Origin of the sequence: Variovorax sp. KBS0712 (assembly GCF_006323185.2) — a bacterium.
Taxonomy (GTDB): domain Bacteria; phylum Pseudomonadota; class Gammaproteobacteria; order Burkholderiales; family Burkholderiaceae_C; genus Variovorax; species Variovorax boronicumulans.
Genome location: NZ_VCCD02000001.1, coordinates 394150 through 408455, shown reverse-complemented (window position 1 = coordinate 408455; position 14306 = coordinate 394150). Strand labels below are relative to the sequence as shown.

General features: G+C 65.8%; 16 protein-coding genes. 11 read left to right on the top strand and 5 right to left on the bottom strand.

Features of this window, described 5'->3' with window-relative positions; translation table 11 throughout:
- Nucleotides 1-16: 16 nt before the first annotated feature.
- Nucleotides 17-673, bottom strand: coding sequence for a TetR/AcrR family transcriptional regulator (locus FFI97_RS01830; RefSeq protein ID WP_070061270.1), 657 nt, complete (start codon nt 671-673; stop codon nt 17-19).
- 95 nt (nt 674-768) lie between these two features.
- Between FFI97_RS01830 and FFI97_RS01825 the strand changes: the two genes are divergently transcribed.
- Nucleotides 769-2493 (top strand): thiamine pyrophosphate-binding protein, encoded by a 1725-nt coding sequence (locus FFI97_RS01825; protein ID WP_144004345.1) that lies wholly within the window; start codon nt 769-771, stop codon nt 2491-2493.
- On the opposite strand, the gene FFI97_RS01820 is transcribed toward FFI97_RS01825, so the two are convergent.
- Nucleotides 2459-2752, bottom strand: a complete 294-nt coding sequence (locus FFI97_RS01820; RefSeq protein WP_095746007.1) for a hypothetical protein — start codon at nt 2750-2752, stop codon at nt 2459-2461. The two genes, FFI97_RS01825 and FFI97_RS01820, sit on opposite strands and share 35 nt — an antisense overlap.
- 94 nt (nt 2753-2846) lie before the next feature.
- Here FFI97_RS01820 and FFI97_RS01815 point away from each other — a divergent pair, with 94 nt between their 5' ends.
- A complete protein-coding gene (locus tag FFI97_RS01815) occupies nt 2847-3626 on the top strand; it encodes an AraC family transcriptional regulator (protein ID WP_139702238.1) in 780 nt (259 codons plus the stop codon).
- Between the two features lie 40 nt (nt 3627-3666).
- Here FFI97_RS01815 and FFI97_RS01810 read toward each other — a convergent pair whose 3' ends face one another.
- Nucleotides 3667-4113, bottom strand: a complete 447-nt coding sequence (locus tag FFI97_RS01810; RefSeq protein WP_056579726.1) for an SWIB/MDM2 domain-containing protein — start codon at nt 4111-4113, stop codon at nt 3667-3669.
- A gap of 155 nt (nt 4114-4268) precedes the next feature.
- Entirely contained in the window at nt 4269-5198 is a 930-nt protein-coding gene (locus tag FFI97_RS01805) for a DMT family transporter (RefSeq protein ID WP_095946950.1), read from the bottom strand.
- 35 nt (nt 5199-5233) lie between these two features.
- Here FFI97_RS01805 and FFI97_RS01800 point away from each other — a divergent pair, with 35 nt between their 5' ends.
- A complete protein-coding gene (locus FFI97_RS01800; protein ID WP_139702239.1) occupies nt 5234-5626 on the top strand; it encodes a gamma-glutamylcyclotransferase in 393 nt (130 codons plus the stop codon).
- A 232-nt stretch (nt 5627-5858) separates the two neighbouring features.
- Entirely contained in the window at nt 5859-7190 is a 1332-nt protein-coding gene (gene aceA, locus FFI97_RS01795) for an isocitrate lyase (protein WP_056579731.1), read from the top strand.
- A 97-nt stretch (nt 7191-7287) separates the two neighbouring features.
- Here aceA and FFI97_RS01790 read toward each other — a convergent pair whose 3' ends face one another.
- On the bottom strand, nt 7288-8256 hold the full coding sequence (locus FFI97_RS01790; RefSeq protein WP_139702240.1) for a GlxA family transcriptional regulator: 969 nt from the start codon (nt 8254-8256) through the stop codon (nt 7288-7290).
- 120 nt (nt 8257-8376) lie between these two features.
- Between FFI97_RS01790 and FFI97_RS01785 the strand changes: the two genes are divergently transcribed.
- The 7 genes from FFI97_RS01785 to pheS all read left to right on the top strand — a co-directional run bounded on the left by FFI97_RS01785 (nt 8377) and on the right by pheS (nt 14285).
- Nucleotides 8377-8691: a putative quinol monooxygenase gene (locus tag FFI97_RS01785; protein WP_139702241.1), complete on the top strand. Its 315-nt coding sequence runs from the start codon at nt 8377-8379 to the stop codon at nt 8689-8691.
- A gap of 17 nt (nt 8692-8708) precedes the next feature.
- On the top strand, nt 8709-9506 hold the full coding sequence (locus FFI97_RS01780) for a thioesterase family protein (RefSeq protein WP_139702242.1): 798 nt from the start codon (nt 8709-8711) through the stop codon (nt 9504-9506).
- Nucleotides 9507-9722: 216 nt separating this feature from the next.
- The gene (thrS, locus tag FFI97_RS01775) at nt 9723-11630 is read left to right on the top strand and encodes a threonine--tRNA ligase (protein WP_139702243.1); all 1908 of its coding nucleotides are present in this window, start codon (nt 9723-9725) and stop codon (nt 11628-11630) included.
- Between the two features lie 101 nt (nt 11631-11731).
- A complete protein-coding gene (gene infC, locus FFI97_RS01770) occupies nt 11732-12355 on the top strand; it encodes a translation initiation factor IF-3 (RefSeq protein WP_082818065.1) in 624 nt (207 codons plus the stop codon).
- A gap of 153 nt (nt 12356-12508) precedes the next feature.
- A complete protein-coding gene (rpmI, locus tag FFI97_RS01765; RefSeq protein WP_007832497.1) occupies nt 12509-12712 on the top strand; it encodes a 50S ribosomal protein L35 in 204 nt (67 codons plus the stop codon).
- Between the two features lie 24 nt (nt 12713-12736).
- Nucleotides 12737-13096, top strand: a complete 360-nt coding sequence (gene rplT / locus FFI97_RS01760; protein WP_007832499.1) for a 50S ribosomal protein L20 — start codon at nt 12737-12739, stop codon at nt 13094-13096.
- Nucleotides 13097-13208: 112 nt separating this feature from the next.
- Complete coding sequence (gene pheS, locus FFI97_RS01755) at nt 13209-14285, top strand: phenylalanine--tRNA ligase subunit alpha (protein WP_056579739.1); 1077 nt, start codon at nt 13209-13211, stop codon at nt 14283-14285.
- Nucleotides 14286-14306 lie beyond the last annotated feature (21 nt).

Sequence of the window (14306 nt, the reverse complement as noted above, 5' to 3'; positions counted from 1 at the left end):
TGCAGCGCCCGAAGGCTCAGTGCAGGACGTAGCCCAGCACGAGGTCGGTCATGTGCGAGAGGCGTTGCGCCATCGCCTTGGGCGCACGCAGGTCACGCCCGAAGATGGCCGACAGCGTGTGGTTGTTCGAGAGGTAGAAATAGCACAGCGAGGCGATCGAGATGTACAGCTGCACCGGGTCGACGCCGGCGCGAAAGAGGTTGTCCTTCTTGCCACGCTCCAGCACGGTGTCGAGCAGCTGCACCAGCGGCGAGTTCATCTCCTGGATGCGCTCGGAGCGCTTCAGGTGCGCCGCGCCGTGCAGGTTCTCGCTGTTGAGCAGCGTGATGAACTCGGGATGCTCCAGGTAGTAGTGCCAGGTGAACGACACCAGCTGGCGGATCGCCTCGACGGGCTCGATCTCGTCCAGGTGCAGGCGCTGCTCGGCGGCGCGGATGTCGGCGTACACGCGCTCCAGCACGGCCAGGAACAGGTCGTCCTTGCTGCCGAAGTAGTAGTAGATGAGGCGCTTGTTCAGGCCCGCGCGCTCGGCAATGCTGTCCATGCGCGCACCGGCCAGGCCGCGTGCGGCGAACTCGTCGCGCGCCGACGCGAGGATGGCCAGCTGCGAGCGGTCGGCGTCGCGCGAGCGCGGCTCGAGCGTTTCGGGCAAAGAGTCCTTGGGGGCCTTCATGACGCGAATTTAACCAATTGGGGAATTAAGACAAGGCGTGGAAGGCAGGCACACATAATCGCCGGAGACATTTGCAACTGAGGTTCGAACTTTCCATGAGTACATCACAACCCGCGGGCCACCTGATCGTCGAGTGCCTGGTCGAACAAGGCATGCAACTCGCCTTCGGCGTGCCGGGCGAGAGCTTCCTGGCGGTGCTCGACGGCTTCCATGCGTACCGCGACCGCGCACGCTTCGTGGTGAACCGGCAGGAGGGCGGCGCGGCCTTCATGGCCGAGGCCCACGGCAAGCTCACGGGGCGCCCGGGCGTGTGCTTCGTGACGCGCGGGCCGGGCGCGACCAATGCCTCGATCGGCGTGCACAACGCCTTCCAGGATTCGACGCCGATGGTGCTGTTCGTGGGCGACGTCGGCAGCGACTTCCGCGACCGCGAGGCCTTCCAGGAGGTGGACTACGCCAGTTTCTTCGGGCCGAGCACCAAGGGTTTCGCCAAGCGCGTGGAGCGCATCGATGACGCCGACCGCATTCCCGAGTACATCGCGCGCGCCTTCGCCACCGCGATGAACGGCCGGCAGGGCCCGGTCGTGCTGGTGCTGCCCGAGGACATGCTGCGCACCGAGACGGCGGCACGGCCGCTGGCGCGCGTGGAGGCGGTCCAGCCGTGGAGCGACCCGGGCGCGCTGCGCACGCTGCGCGAGCTGCTGCTGAAGTCGCAACGCCCGCTGCTGATCGCCGGCGGCGGCGGCTGGACGCCGCAGGCCGCGCAGGCGCTGCAGCGCTTCGCCGAGAACTGGCGTCTGCCGGTGACGAACGCCTTCCGCTTCCAGGACACCTTCGACAACCACCACCCGCAGTACGCGGGCGACGTGGGCATCGCCATCAACCCGAAGCTCGCGCAGCACGTGAAGGACGCCGACCTGGTCCTGGCCATCGGTCCGCGCCTGGGCGAGATGACGACCGGTGGCTACACGCTGCTCGAGGCGCCGAAGGCGAAGCAGACGCTGGTGCACATCCATGCGAGCGCCGAGGAGTTGAACCGCGTCTACCAGGCCGACCTGGCGATCAACGCCGGCATGAGCGCCGCGGCGCGCAGCCTCGAGGTGCTGAGCGCGCCGCCCTCGCTGCCATGGGAAGCCTGGACGCAGCAGCTGCACGCCGACTACGAAGCCTGGCTGCAGCCGCAGGCGCTCGCCGGCATGCCGGCAGAGACGCCGCGCGGGGCGGTCGACATGGCCGCCGTGGTGGCGCTGCTGCAGAAGCACCTGCCGGCGGATGCGGCCATCACCAACGGCGCCGGCAACTTCGCGAGCTGGGTGCACCGCTACTTCCGCTACCACGGGCTCGCCAAGGGCGCCAAGACGCAGCTGGCACCCACCAGCGGCGCGATGGGCTATGGCGTGCCGGCGGGCATTGCCGCGAGCATCGCCACCGGGCGCGTGGCCTTCACCATCGCGGGCGACGGCGACTTCCTGATGAACGGGCAGGAGCTGGCAACGGCCTCGCAGCACGGCGGCAAGAGCATCGTCGTGCTGCTCAACAACGGCATGTTCGGCACGATCCGCATGCACCAGGAGCGCGAGTACCCCGAGCGCACCAGCGGCACCGCGCTGCGCAACCCCGACTTCTGCGGGCTGGCGCGCGCCTATGGCTACGCGGCCGAGCGCGTCACCGAGACGGCGCAGTTCGAGGCGGCGCTGCTGCGCGCGCTGGCGGCCGACACGGGCACGCTGATCGAGATCCCGCTCGACCCCGAAGTGATCACCACGCGCGGCACGCTGGCGTCGATCACGCGCGCGGCGAAGCAGCAGGCGCAGGGCTGAGCGTCACGCGATGGCGGGCCACCTCGTCGCGCAGCGCGGGCGAGCGCAGTTCGAAGACGTCGAACAGGCCGAGCGCGTCGAGCGTGGGAATCAGCGCCGCGAGGTCGTCGCGGGCGACGCGGCGCTCGTCGGCCGTGGCGTTGGCGTCTTCGAGCACGCGCGCATTCGCGAGGAAGGCGCCGACCGAGCCCTTGCGCACGGTGTGGCCGTCGATGACGGTGAAGTCTTGGCCGTCGGGAATGATGTCTTGCGCTTTCATGGGGATTCCTTGGTGGAGATGCCTTCGATGCTAGGCAGCGGGGCCGTCCCCGGCTTGCGGCGCGGGGCCAATCGATACCGCCCGCGGGCCAGCCATGGCGGTTGAGTCGCCCGCGACGCTCTGGCGCTACGCGCACGAAGCACCGCGCGTCACGGGCTATCACGCGCACGAGACCGGCCAGCTGTTCGCGCTGCGCGAAGGCCTGCAGGTCATCGAGACGCCTGCGGGGCGCTGGGTGCAGCCGCCAGGATGGATCGGCTGGATCGCGCCGCGCTGCGCGCATGCCGCGCAGAGCTTCGGTGCCACGTCGGGGTGGCACCTGCACATCGATGCGTCGGCTGCGGCGGTGCTGCCGGACGGGCCGCATGTCTTTGCCGCCACGCCGTTGGTGCGGGAGCTGGTGGCGCGGCTGATGTCGATGGCGCCATCCGACGCACTGCTGGAGCCCCGCCGCGCGCGACTGGTGGGTGTGCTGGTCGACGAACTGGCGGCCAGTGGGCGCGAGTCGCTGCACCTGCCCATGCCGCAGGACCCGCGGCTGGTGGCGATGGCGCGTGCGCTGGCAGACGATCCGGCACTGGCCGACGGCATCGACGACTGGGCCGATCGCATCGGCATGGCCCGTCGCACGCTCACGCGCCGCTTCGCCGCGGAGACCGGGCTGAGCTTCACGCAATGGCGCCAGCAGGCGCGTTTGCTGAAGGCCGTGGAGTTGCTGAGCCTGCGCGAGCCGGTGACGGCGGTGGCGCTGACGGTGGGCTACAGCTCGGTGAGCGCCTTCATCGAGGCCTTCCGCAAGCACTTCGGCTGCACGCCCGCGCGCTTCTTCGAGGCGGGCGAGGGCTTGCTGCAGGCGAAAAAAAAGCCCGCATGACGCGGGCTTTTTGACTCAGGAGCACGAGGCCCCCGAACGCTTACTTGACGTGCTTGCCAATCAGCGCAGCCAGTTCGAACATCGAAACCTGGGCCTTGCCGAAGATTTCCTTCAGCTTGGCGTCGGCGTTGATGTTGCGCTTGTTGGCCTTGTCTTGCAGGTTGTTCTTCTTGATGTAGTCCCACAGCTTGCTCACCACAGCGGTGCGCGGCAGAGGCGTCGAACCGACCACAGCGGCCAGAGCCGGGCTGGGGGTCAGGGCCTTCATGAACGCAGCGTTGGGAGTGCGCTTCTTGGCGGGAGCAGCCTTCTTTGCAGGAGCAGCCTTCTTCGCCGGTGCAGCCTTCTTTGCAGGAGCAGCCTTCTTGGCGGGCGCCGCTGCCTTCTTGGCCGGTGCGGCCTTCTTTGCAGGAGCCGCAGCCTTCTTTGCGGGAGCGGCCTTCTTTGCCGGAGCTTTCTTGGCCGGAGCCTTCTTTGCAGTTGCCATGGTTGATTTCCTTTTTTGGTTGAACGTTCACCAATGAAAAACTTGCGTCTCCAGTGGCAATGCGGATGCTAAATGAGAAAAAACGCGTTTCCAAGGGAAAAAGCGCTTTTTTCATTGGGAGCTGTTGTTTTTTCAGAGGGGAGAAGGGACGTTGTTCACGTTCGTCGCCCCGGCCACGTCGCCAGCACCACGCCCACGAGGGCGATCGCGAACGCAAGCAGCTGCGGCGAAGTGAGGTTTTCCCCGAGCACGAGCACGCCCACGAGCGCCGCGCTGACGGGCAGCAAGACAGTGAAGACACCCGCTTGTGCCGCTGGTACGTGGCGAAGTCCGGTCATCCACAGCCACACGGTCCAGATGCTGGCGGCCAGCGCGTAGGCCACGAGCAGCGCCCAGGTGCCGAAGCGCACGGCGGTGAAGTCGAACTGCAGCGCGAACCAGATGCCGAAGGGCATCGACAGCACGAAGCCCCACAGGTTGATGAGCGAGGCGATGCGCTTGGGCCCCAGCTTGCCGGTGAGCGACTTGCCGATCACCGCATAGGCGGCCTCGCAGAGCACCGCGCAGAACACGAGCAGGTTGCCCAGCCAGGGCATCGACGGTGCGCCGACCGTACTGCCGGTGGCGGCCGGTGCATGCGTCGGCGTGAATGCGAGCAGGCCGATGCCGAGCGCGGCGCAGGCAATGGCCAGGCCGATGCGCACCGTGATGCGCTCGCGCAGGAAGAGCCAGCTCGCCACCGCGACCACGGCGGGGATCGACGCCATGATCACGCCCGCCGACACCGCGCTCGTGAGGCTCACGCCGAACAGCATGCAGATCGAGAACAGGAAGTTGCCGAGGAAGGACTCGAGGAACACGAGCCCGCGCGTGCGTGCGCTCATGGGCGGCTCGTCGGGCGTGGGTTGGAGCCAATGCGGCATGGCGAGCGCCGCGATGCCGAAACGCAGCCAAGCCAGCAGCAGCACCGGGAAGGCTGCCACCAGCGGCTTGGAGAGGGCGACGTAGATGCCGACGAGCGACATGCTCAAGGCCAGGCAGCCGTAGGCCACGAGGCGGCCGGAAGTGGAAGCGGCGGGGTTCAATAGACTGGGCGCTGGTTGTTGATCGGATGGATTCGATGATGCCCCACGTTCTTGTCTACGGCACGCTGCGGCGCGGCGGGCGCAACGACATCGCGCGCTACCGGCCGGCGCCGGTGTTCGTCGGCGAGGCCGTCATCGCGGGCACGCTGTACGACCTGGGCGCGTACCCGGGTGTGGTGCTCGGCGGAGAAGGGCGAGTGAAGGGCGAGGTCTATCGCGTCGCACCGAAGGTCGAGCGCGAACTCGACCGGCTCGAGGAAGTGGCCGACGACGATTCGGGCGAGTACATCCGGCGCCGCGTGCGCGTGGTGGTGGGCGCGCAATCGATCGACTGCCTGGTCTATGAGATCCATCCGACGCGCATCGCGGGCCGCCATGTGATCGACAGCGGCGACTGGATCGCGCATGCGGCGGGCGCTGCGGGATAGGCGTGGTTTTCACAACCGAAAGAGTGATTCCGCATCGCGAAAATCCGAACTGCTGCGCCGCAATATTTTTTCTCGATATGAGAAAAATAATTTCTCATTGAGAAATATATCCGTAAGTTGTTGATTTTGTTGGTTCAAAAATATGTCTTCTATAAGACATAAGAGTCCTCAATCGGATTACAGTAACCCCACGGCCGCAACGCCAACCTTCAATCAACCTCACGGAGTGACCATGCCCCAGACCCTGAACGAACAACTGAGCCGCGAACAGCAAATTGCCGCCCTCGAAAAGGACTGGGCCACCAACCCGCGCTGGAAGGGCGTGAAGCGCGGCTACAGCGCGGCCGACGTGGTTCGCCTGCGCGGTTCGCTCCCCATCGAGCACACGCTGGCCAAGCGCGGCGCTGAAAAGCTCTGGGCCAAGATCAACGGCGGTGCCAAGAAGGGCTACGTGAACGCCTTCGGCGCGATCTCTGCTGGCCAGGCCATGCAGCAAGCCAAGGCCGGCCTCGAAGCCGTGTACCTGTCGGGCTGGCAAGTCGCCGCCGACGGCAACACGTCCGAAACGATGTACCCCGACCAGTCGCTGTACGCCTACGACTCGGTGCCGACGATGGTCCGTCGCATCAACAACACCTTCAAGCGCGCCGACGAAATCCAGTGGGGCCGTGGCATCAACCCGGGCGACAAGGAATTCATCGACTACTTCCTGCCGATCGTCGCGGACGCGGAAGCCGGCTTCGGCGGCGTGCTGAACGCCTTCGAACTGATGAAGAACATGATCGCGTCGGGCGCTGCCGGTGTGCACTTCGAAGACCAGTTGGCCGCCGTCAAGAAGTGCGGCCACATGGGTGGCAAGGTGCTCGTGCCGACGCAGGAAGCCTGCGAGAAGCTGATCTCGGCGCGTTTCGCCGCCGACGTCATGGGCGTGTCGACCATCGTCCTGGCCCGCACCGATGCAGAAGCCGCGAACCTGATCACGTCGGACCACGACGCCAACGACAAGCCTTTCCTGACCGGCGAGCGCACGCAAGAAGGCTTCTACCGCGTCAAGAACGGCCTGGAGCAAGCCATCAGCCGCGGCGTCGCCTACGCACCGTATGCCGACCTGGTGTGGTGCGAAACCGGCGTGCCGGACATCGGCTTTGCCCGTGAGTTCGCGCAAGCCGTGCACGCCGCCTGCCCCGGCAAGCTGCTGTCGTACAACTGCTCGCCGTCGTTCAACTGGAAGAAGAACCTGGACGACAAGCAGATCGCCTCGTTCCAGGAAGACCTGTCGGCGCTGGGCTACAAGTACCAGTTCATCACGCTGGCCGGCATCCACATCAACTGGTTCAACACCTTCCAGTTCGCCCACGCGTATGCCAACGGCGAAGGCATGAAGCACTACGTGAACATGGTGCAGGAACCCGAGTTCGCCGCACGCGATAAGGGCTACACCTTCGTGTCGCACCAGCAGGAAGTCGGCGCCGGCTACTTCGACGACGTGACCACCGTGATCCAGGGCGGCTCGTCCAGCGTGAAGGCGCTGACCGGTTCGACCGAAGAAGAACAGTTCCACTGAGCTGCCTTCGTTGATCGTTGAGTGACGGCGCGTTGCGCTGTCGCCCCCAAAGCCCGGCCCATGCCGGGCTTTTTCGTGGGCGCCCGATGGGCGAGGCTCAGGCTTCGAGCCGCACCTGGCGCACGCCGCGCCCCAGCCGCTGGCGCAGCAGCGTGCGCAAGGTGACGCCGTCTGCGTAGCCGACCATGCCCGCGATCTGCTCGAGGCTCTTGTTGCTGGTCTTGAGCAGGTGCACGGCGCGTTCGACGCGCAGGTCCTGCACGTACGACAGCGGGCTCTTGCCCAGCACCTGCTGCATGCGCCGCGCCAGCGTGCGCTTGCTGGTGCCCGCGGCCTGCGCCGCTTCGTCGAGCGAGAAACCCTCGGCCAGCCGCCCGCGCGCCCAGCGCTCGAAGCGCTCCACCAGCGGGTCGGCGTGCGAGAGGTGGTCGGAGATCACGTAGGCCGACTGCGAGGGGCGCGAGTCCACGATGAGATAGCGCGCGACCAGCGCCGCGAGTTCGGGGCTGGCCTGGCGCACCAGCCACAGCGCCATGTCGACGTGGCTCAGCGCCGCGCCCGCCGTGACGAGCGCCCCCGAGCTGACCAGCATGCGCGAATCGTCGAGCAGCACCGCCGGGTAGCGCTGCCGGAAGAGGGTGGCCAGCCACCAGGTGGTGGTCGCCTTGTGGCCCGCGAGCACGCCGGCTTCCGCCAGCACGAAGGTGCCGATGCACGCCGCGGCGATGCAGCCGCCGCCTTCGGCGCGCGCGCACAGTGCCGCGCAGGCATCGCGGACGTCGGCGCGTTGCAGGGCGGGCTCCAGCGTCTCGGGCATCTTGCAGCCGAGCGCTGGGACGACGAGCCAGTCGGTGGCGGCGCCGGTGTCGGCCAGCGTGTGCGTCACCGGCACGGTGAAACCCTGGGCGGTGCGCACGCGCTTGCGGGTGCCCACGATGGTGACGTCGAAAGGCGCCACGTCGAGCTGCAGCATGGCGGCGAGTTCGTTCGCGGTGGTGAAGACGTCGAGCACCGTGGCCAGGCCGGAGTCGAACACGCCGTCGAGGGCGAGGACATCGAGTTTCATGGCAATAACGATACCAAAGATGTCAAAAAAGCCAATGGTCCAGAGGGCGGGGCTTGCCTAGAGTCCATGCCAGCGCCGCGCAATCCCGTGCGCCGTTGTTGTCCACCCAGGAGATGTCCCATGATCAAGTTCGCACTGTTTGCCCGCCTTGAAGCCAAGCCCGGCAAGGAAGCCGCCGTCCAGCAATTCCTCGAGGCCGGCCTGGCCATGGCGCGCGAGGAAAAGACCACGCCGATCTGGTTTGCGCTGCGGCTGTCGCCCAGCACCTTCGGCGTGTTCGATGCGTTCGAGGACGAGGCCGGTCGCCAGGCGCACCTGAGCGGCCCGATCGCCCAGGCCCTGATGGCGCAGGCGCCCGAGCTGTTCGCCGGGCCGCCCTCGATCGAGCCGATCGAAGTGCTGGGCCTCAAGAACGTGGCGGTCGCGGCGTCGTGAGCGTGCAGGCGCAGCCCATGACGACGCCCGTCGGCGACCCGGTGTTCGTCAGCGACGGTGAACGCTTCGGGCCCACCGAGGCGGCCATCGGCCCGTGGTCCGCCGATGCGCTGCAGGGCAGCGCGACCGCCGCCTTGCTCGTGCGCGCGCTCCAGGCGCATGAGGCGAGCTGCGGTCGCGAGGTGGCGCGGTTGAGCTTCGATTTCTGGCGCCCTGCGAGCCGGGCGCCAATCACGCTCGAGTTCACCCTGCTGCGCGACGGCACCAAGGCGCGCACGGTGACGTTCGACATGGTCCAGGACGGCAAGTCCGTGCTGCGTTGCACCGCCTTGCTGTTGCGCAGCGGGCAGACGCCCGCGCTGCCGGCCGCCGACGCCTTCGCCGCCGCGACATTCGCACCGCCGGAAGAGGGCGCGCCCATTCCCGCGGCAGCGTCCCGCATGAGCCCATTCTTTGCCGGCGTGGACGTGCGCATGGCGCGCGGACAGATCCTCGAGCCCGGTCCGGCCGCCGCATGGCTGCGCCTGGGCCGGCCGCTGGTCGACGCCGAGGCCGCATCGCCGCTGGCCCAGGTGGCCTCGGCGGCCGATCTCGTGGCGGGCATCTCGCAGTGGGCGCATCCGGCGCGGCTGGGCTTCGTCAATGCCGACCTGACGATCAACCTGCGGCGGGCGCCGCGCGGCGACTGGGTGCTGGTGGACGCCCTCACGCTTGCGGGGCCGATGGGCACGGGCTATGCCGTCGGGCAGCTGCACGACCGCGACGGGCCGGTCGGGCAGTGCGTTTCCAGCCTCCTGTTCGAGGCGCGCGGCTGAAACGGGCAGCGGCTAGAATCGCCCACTCTGCACTCAACAAGAGCGAGAAAGGCACCTTGGTTATGACACCGCGAACTACCCCGCAAGGATTCAGCGGCTTTTTCTTCTTCGAAGGAAAGGGCCGGTAGCCCCGCGCTCGCTGGTTTTTCCAGCGCACCAACCAAGCAAAGCGCGGCATCCACCGCGCTTTTTTGTTTTTCTCCCCGAGGTTTTCACATGATCCAGATCACGCTCCCCGACAACTCGCGCCGCGAGTTCCCCGGCCCGGTTTCGGTGGCCGAAGTGGCCCAGTCCATCGGCCCTGGCCTCGCCAAGATGACGGTGGCCGGCAAGATCGACGGCAAGCTCGTCGATGCCAGCGACATCATCGACCGCGATGCCAGGCTGCAGATCATCACGCCCAAGGACGACGAGGGCCTGGAGATCATCCGCCACTCGACGGCCCACCTGGTCGGCCACGCGGTGAAGCAGCTGTACCCGACGGCCAAGATGGTGATCGGGCCCGTGATCGACGAAGGCTTCTACTACGACATCTCGTTCGAGCGCCCGTTCACGCCCGAAGACATGGCCGCCATCGAGGCGCGCATGCGCGAGCTGATCGCGCAGGACTACGATGTGATCAAGAAGATGACGCCGCGTGCGGAAGTCATCGAGGTCTTCAAGTCGCGTGGCGAGGACTACAAGCTGCGCCTCGTCGAAGACATGCCCGACGAGCAGGCCATGGGCCTGTACTACCACCAGGAATACGTCGACATGTGCCGCGGCCCGCACGTGCCGAACACGCGCTTCCTGAAGGTGTTCAAGCTCACGAAGCTGGCCGGCGCCTACTGGCGCGGCGACGCCAAGAACGAGCAGCTGCAGCGCATCTACGGTACGGCCTGGGCTGACAAGAAGCAGCTCGACCAGTACATCCAGCGCATCGAGGAAGCCGAGAAGCGCGACCACCGCAAGCTGGGCAAGGAACTCGACCTGTTCCACATCGACGAAGTGGCGCCGGGCGTGGTGTTCTGGCACCCCAAGGGTTGGGCGGTCTGGCAGCAGGTCGAGCAGTACATGCGCGGCATCTACCGCGACACGGGCTACTGGGAAGTGAAGGGTCCGCAGATCCTGGATAAGAGCCTGTGGGAGAAGACGGGTCACTGGCAGAACTACCGCGACAACATGTTCACGACGGAGTCGGAGAAGCGCGAGTACGCGCTCAAGCCGATGAACTGCCCGGGCCACGTGCTGATCTTCAAGAGCGACCTGCGCAGCTACCGCGACCTGCCGCTGCGCTACGGCGAGTTCGGCCAGTGCCACCGCAACGAACCCAGCGGCGCGCTGCATGGGATCATGCGCGTGCGCGGCTTCACGCAGGACGACGGCCACATCTTCTGCACGGAAGACCAGATCCTCGACGAATGCATCGCCTACACGGCGCAGCTGCAGAAGGTCTATGCCGATTTCGGCTTCACGGACATCCTCTACAAGGTCGCGACGCGGCCCGAGAACCGCGTCGGCTCCGACGAACTGTGGGACAAGGCCGAGCACGCGGTGATGGAATCGCTGCGCCGTTCGGGCGTGGACTTCGTCATCTCGCCCGGCGACGGCGCCTTCTACGGCCCGAAGATCGAGTACACGCTGCGCGACGCCATCGGCCGTCACTGGCAGTGCGGCACGATGCAGGTCGACTTCAACACGGCCGAGCGCCTGGGCGGCGAGTACGTCACGGAATCGAGCGGTCGCGCCCATCCGGTGATGCTGCACCGCGCCATCGTCGGCAGCCTCGAGCGCTTCATCGGCATGCTCATCGAACACCACTCCGGCGCCATGCCCGCGTGGCTCGCTCCGGTGCAGGTGGCGGTGCTCAATATCAGCGAAGGACAGGCCGACTACGCTGCGCAAGTTGCGAAAACGCTGCAAAATCAAGGGCTTAGAGTTCAGCTGGATCTGCACAACGAAAAGATTACGTATAAAATACGGAAGCATTCGTTGCAAAAGCTCCCTTACATCCTCGTCGTGGGTGACAAGGAAAAGGAAGCAGGTGCCGTCGCAGTGCGCGCCCGGGGCAATCAAGACCTCGGTGCAATGTCCCTCGAATCGTTCACGCAACGGCTCGTCCAGGACGTTGCTGACAAGCGTTGATTTGTCTCTGAAACACCCCATATGTTTCTCTGCCATCTCGTGCCGCCTGTCCGCGAAGACTGAGCGGCGATCGCTACAGATTTTGTAGCAAACTTTGAAGGATTCTGACCATCGCTACTGCATTTCGCGACCGCCGCCACCGCGAGGAACGCCAACACCGCCTGAACCGGGAAATCATGGCCCCGGAAGTCCGCCTGGTCGGCCCGGAAAACGAGCCATTGGGTGTCATGAGCCTTTCCGAAGCCTTGCGCCTTGCGGGTGAGGCTGACGTGGATCTGGTGGAGGTCGTTGCTGCGGCCAATCCGCCCGTGTGCCGCCTGATCGAGTACGGAAAGTTCAAGTACCACGAGCAGAAAAAGGCAGCCGAGGCGAAGTCGAAGCAGAAGGTCATCGAGGTCAAGGAAATCAAGTTCCGGCCCGGTACCGACGATGGCGACTACAACATCAAGATGCGCAACATCAGGCGCTTTCTTGAAGAGGGCGACAAATGCAAGATCACGCTGCGCTTTCGCGGCCGCGAGATCACGCACCAGGAGCTCGGTCTGGCGCTCTTGCAGCGCATTCGCGACGAGTTGGGCGACACGATCATGGTCGAGCAGTTCCCGAAGCTGGAAGGCCGTCAGATGATCATGATGATCGCTCCGGGCCGCAAGAAGGTTGGTGGCGCGGCGCCGAAGCCGGCAGCAGATGCTGCGCCGGCAGCAGCGCCCACGGCAACCGCCTGAGGCATTTGCAGTAGACGGGTTTTGAAGGGATTTCGCCCTGGCCCGCATTTCGAAAGAAGTGCAGGCGGGGGCGAGATAAAGAAGTGTCTCGGGGCCAACAAGTCCGTGGAGTATCCGCGGCGCCTCACGAGCACAAACTAAAGGAGCATTCACATGCCCAAAATGAAGACCAAGAGCAGCGCGAAAAAACGTTTCCGCGTTCGTCCCGGTGGCACCGTCAAGCGCGGTCAAGCCTTCAAGCGTCACATCTTGACGAAGAAGACCACCAAGAACAAGCGTCACCTGCGTGGTGCAGTCGCAGTGCATGAGACCAACATGGTTTCTGTCGCCGCCATGCTGCCCGGTCGTGGCATTTAACTCAGACGAACAAGGAGTACACACATGCCTCGCGTCAAACGTGGTGTAACGGCTCGCGCCCGCCACAAAAAAGTTCTCGCACTCGCCAAGGGTTTTCGCGGTCGCCGCGGTAATGTCTTCCGCGTCGCCAAACAAGCGGTGATGAAGGCTGGGCAATATGCCTACCGTGACCGCCGTACCAAGAAGCGCGTGTTCCGTCAGCTGTGGATCGCGCGTATCAACGCCGCCTCGCGTGAACTGGGCCTGACCTACAGCCAGTTCGCCAACGGCATCCGCAAGGCCGGTATCGAGATCGACCGCAAGATGCTTGCGGACATCGCCGTGCACGACAAGGCCGCTTTTGCCGGCATCGTGGAGCAGGTCAAGGCCAAGCTGGCTGCTTGATTTTGCACAGCAGGTTGCCGTCTCCGGACGGCTTCTTGCGCCCACGGCTCAAGGGCTGGCGCTTGAAAAGGCTCCAGCTCTTTTTTATTTCCCCTCGAAGATTTTTGTTGCTATGAACGAGTTGGACTCCCTGGTCGACACCGCACGCGCCGCCTTCGCCGAAGCGAAAACGCCCGCAGAGCTCGAAAACGCCAAGGCCCAGTTCCTTGGCAAGTCGGGCCGCATCACCGAGCTGATGAAGGGCATGGCTGCGCTGAGTGTCGAAGAGAAGAAGTCCCGCGGCGCCGCGATCAACGTCGGCAAGCAGGCCATCGAGGCCGCGCTGACCGACCGCCGCCAGCAACTCGCCGACGAAGAACTCTCGCTGCAGCTGCGCGCCGAAGCGCTCGACGTGAGCCTGCCCGGCCGCCACCGCGCCGGCGGCGGACTGCACCCCGTGAGCCGCACCCTGGAGCGCATCGAGGAAATCTTCTCGAGCATGGGCTTCGACGTGGCCGACGGCCCCGAGATCGAGAGCGACTGGCACAGCTTCACCTCGCTCAACAACCCGCCGAACCACCCGGCGCGTTCGATGCAGGACACCTTCTACGTCGACCTCAAGGGCGACGACGGCATTCCCTACAACCTGCGTCCGCACACCAGCCCGATGCAGGTGCGCTACGCCCACCAGCACACCAAGAAGTACGCGGCCGAGTTCGCCGCTGCTGCCGCCGACACCACCGGCACCGTGAAGGCGCCCGAGATCCGCGTGATCGCGCCCGGCCGCACCTACCGCGTCGACAGCGACGCCACGCACTCGCCCATGTTCCACCAGTGCGAAGGCCTGTGGCTCGGCGAGAACGTCAGCTTCAAGGACCTGAAGGTCGTCTTCACCGACTTCTGCCGCACCTTCTTCGAGCGCGACGACCTCGTGCTGCGCTTCCGTCCGAGCTTCTTCCCGTTCACCGAGCCGAGCGCCGAGATCGACATCCAGTTCGCGAGCGGCCCGCTGGCCGGCCGCTGGCTCGAAGTCGCCGGCTCGGGCCAGGTGCACCCGAACGTCGTGCGCAACATGGGTCTGGACCCCGAGCGCTACATCGGCTTTGCCTTCGGCATGGGCCCCGACCGGCTCACCATGCTGCGCTATGGCGTGAACGACCTGCGCCTGTTCTTCGACGGCGACCTGCGTTTTCTCTCGCAGTTCCAGTAAGCACGCCCCCTCCACAGATAG

Bases quoted from the DNA above. Each gene is read 5' to 3' on its own strand.
- FFI97_RS01830 (WP_070061270.1), bottom strand. From the start codon at position 673: ATGAAGGCCCCCAAGGACTCTTTGCCCGAAACGCTCGAGCCGCGCTCG.
- FFI97_RS01825 (WP_144004345.1), top strand. From the start codon at position 769: ATGAGTACATCACAACCCGCGGGCCACCTGATCGTCGAGTGCCTGGTC.
- FFI97_RS01820 (WP_095746007.1), bottom strand. From the start codon at position 2,752: ATGAAAGCGCAAGACATCATTCCCGACGGCCAAGACTTCACCGTCATC.
- FFI97_RS01815 (WP_139702238.1), top strand. From the start codon at position 2,847: ATGGCGGTTGAGTCGCCCGCGACGCTCTGGCGCTACGCGCACGAAGCA.
- FFI97_RS01810 (WP_056579726.1), bottom strand. From the start codon at position 4,113: ATGGCAACTGCAAAGAAGGCTCCGGCCAAGAAAGCTCCGGCAAAGAAG.
- FFI97_RS01800 (WP_139702239.1), top strand. From the start codon at position 5,234: ATGATGCCCCACGTTCTTGTCTACGGCACGCTGCGGCGCGGCGGGCGC.
- aceA (WP_056579731.1), top strand. From the start codon at position 5,859: ATGCCCCAGACCCTGAACGAACAACTGAGCCGCGAACAGCAAATTGCC.
- FFI97_RS01790 (WP_139702240.1), bottom strand. From the start codon at position 8,256: ATGAAACTCGATGTCCTCGCCCTCGACGGCGTGTTCGACTCCGGCCTG.
- FFI97_RS01785 (WP_139702241.1), top strand. From the start codon at position 8,377: ATGATCAAGTTCGCACTGTTTGCCCGCCTTGAAGCCAAGCCCGGCAAG.
- FFI97_RS01780 (WP_139702242.1), top strand. From the start codon at position 8,709: ATGACGACGCCCGTCGGCGACCCGGTGTTCGTCAGCGACGGTGAACGC.
- thrS (WP_139702243.1), top strand. From the start codon at position 9,723: ATGATCCAGATCACGCTCCCCGACAACTCGCGCCGCGAGTTCCCCGGC.
- rpmI (WP_007832497.1), top strand. From the start codon at position 12,509: ATGCCCAAAATGAAGACCAAGAGCAGCGCGAAAAAACGTTTCCGCGTT.
- rplT (WP_007832499.1), top strand. From the start codon at position 12,737: ATGCCTCGCGTCAAACGTGGTGTAACGGCTCGCGCCCGCCACAAAAAA.
- pheS (WP_056579739.1), top strand. From the start codon at position 13,209: ATGAACGAGTTGGACTCCCTGGTCGACACCGCACGCGCCGCCTTCGCC.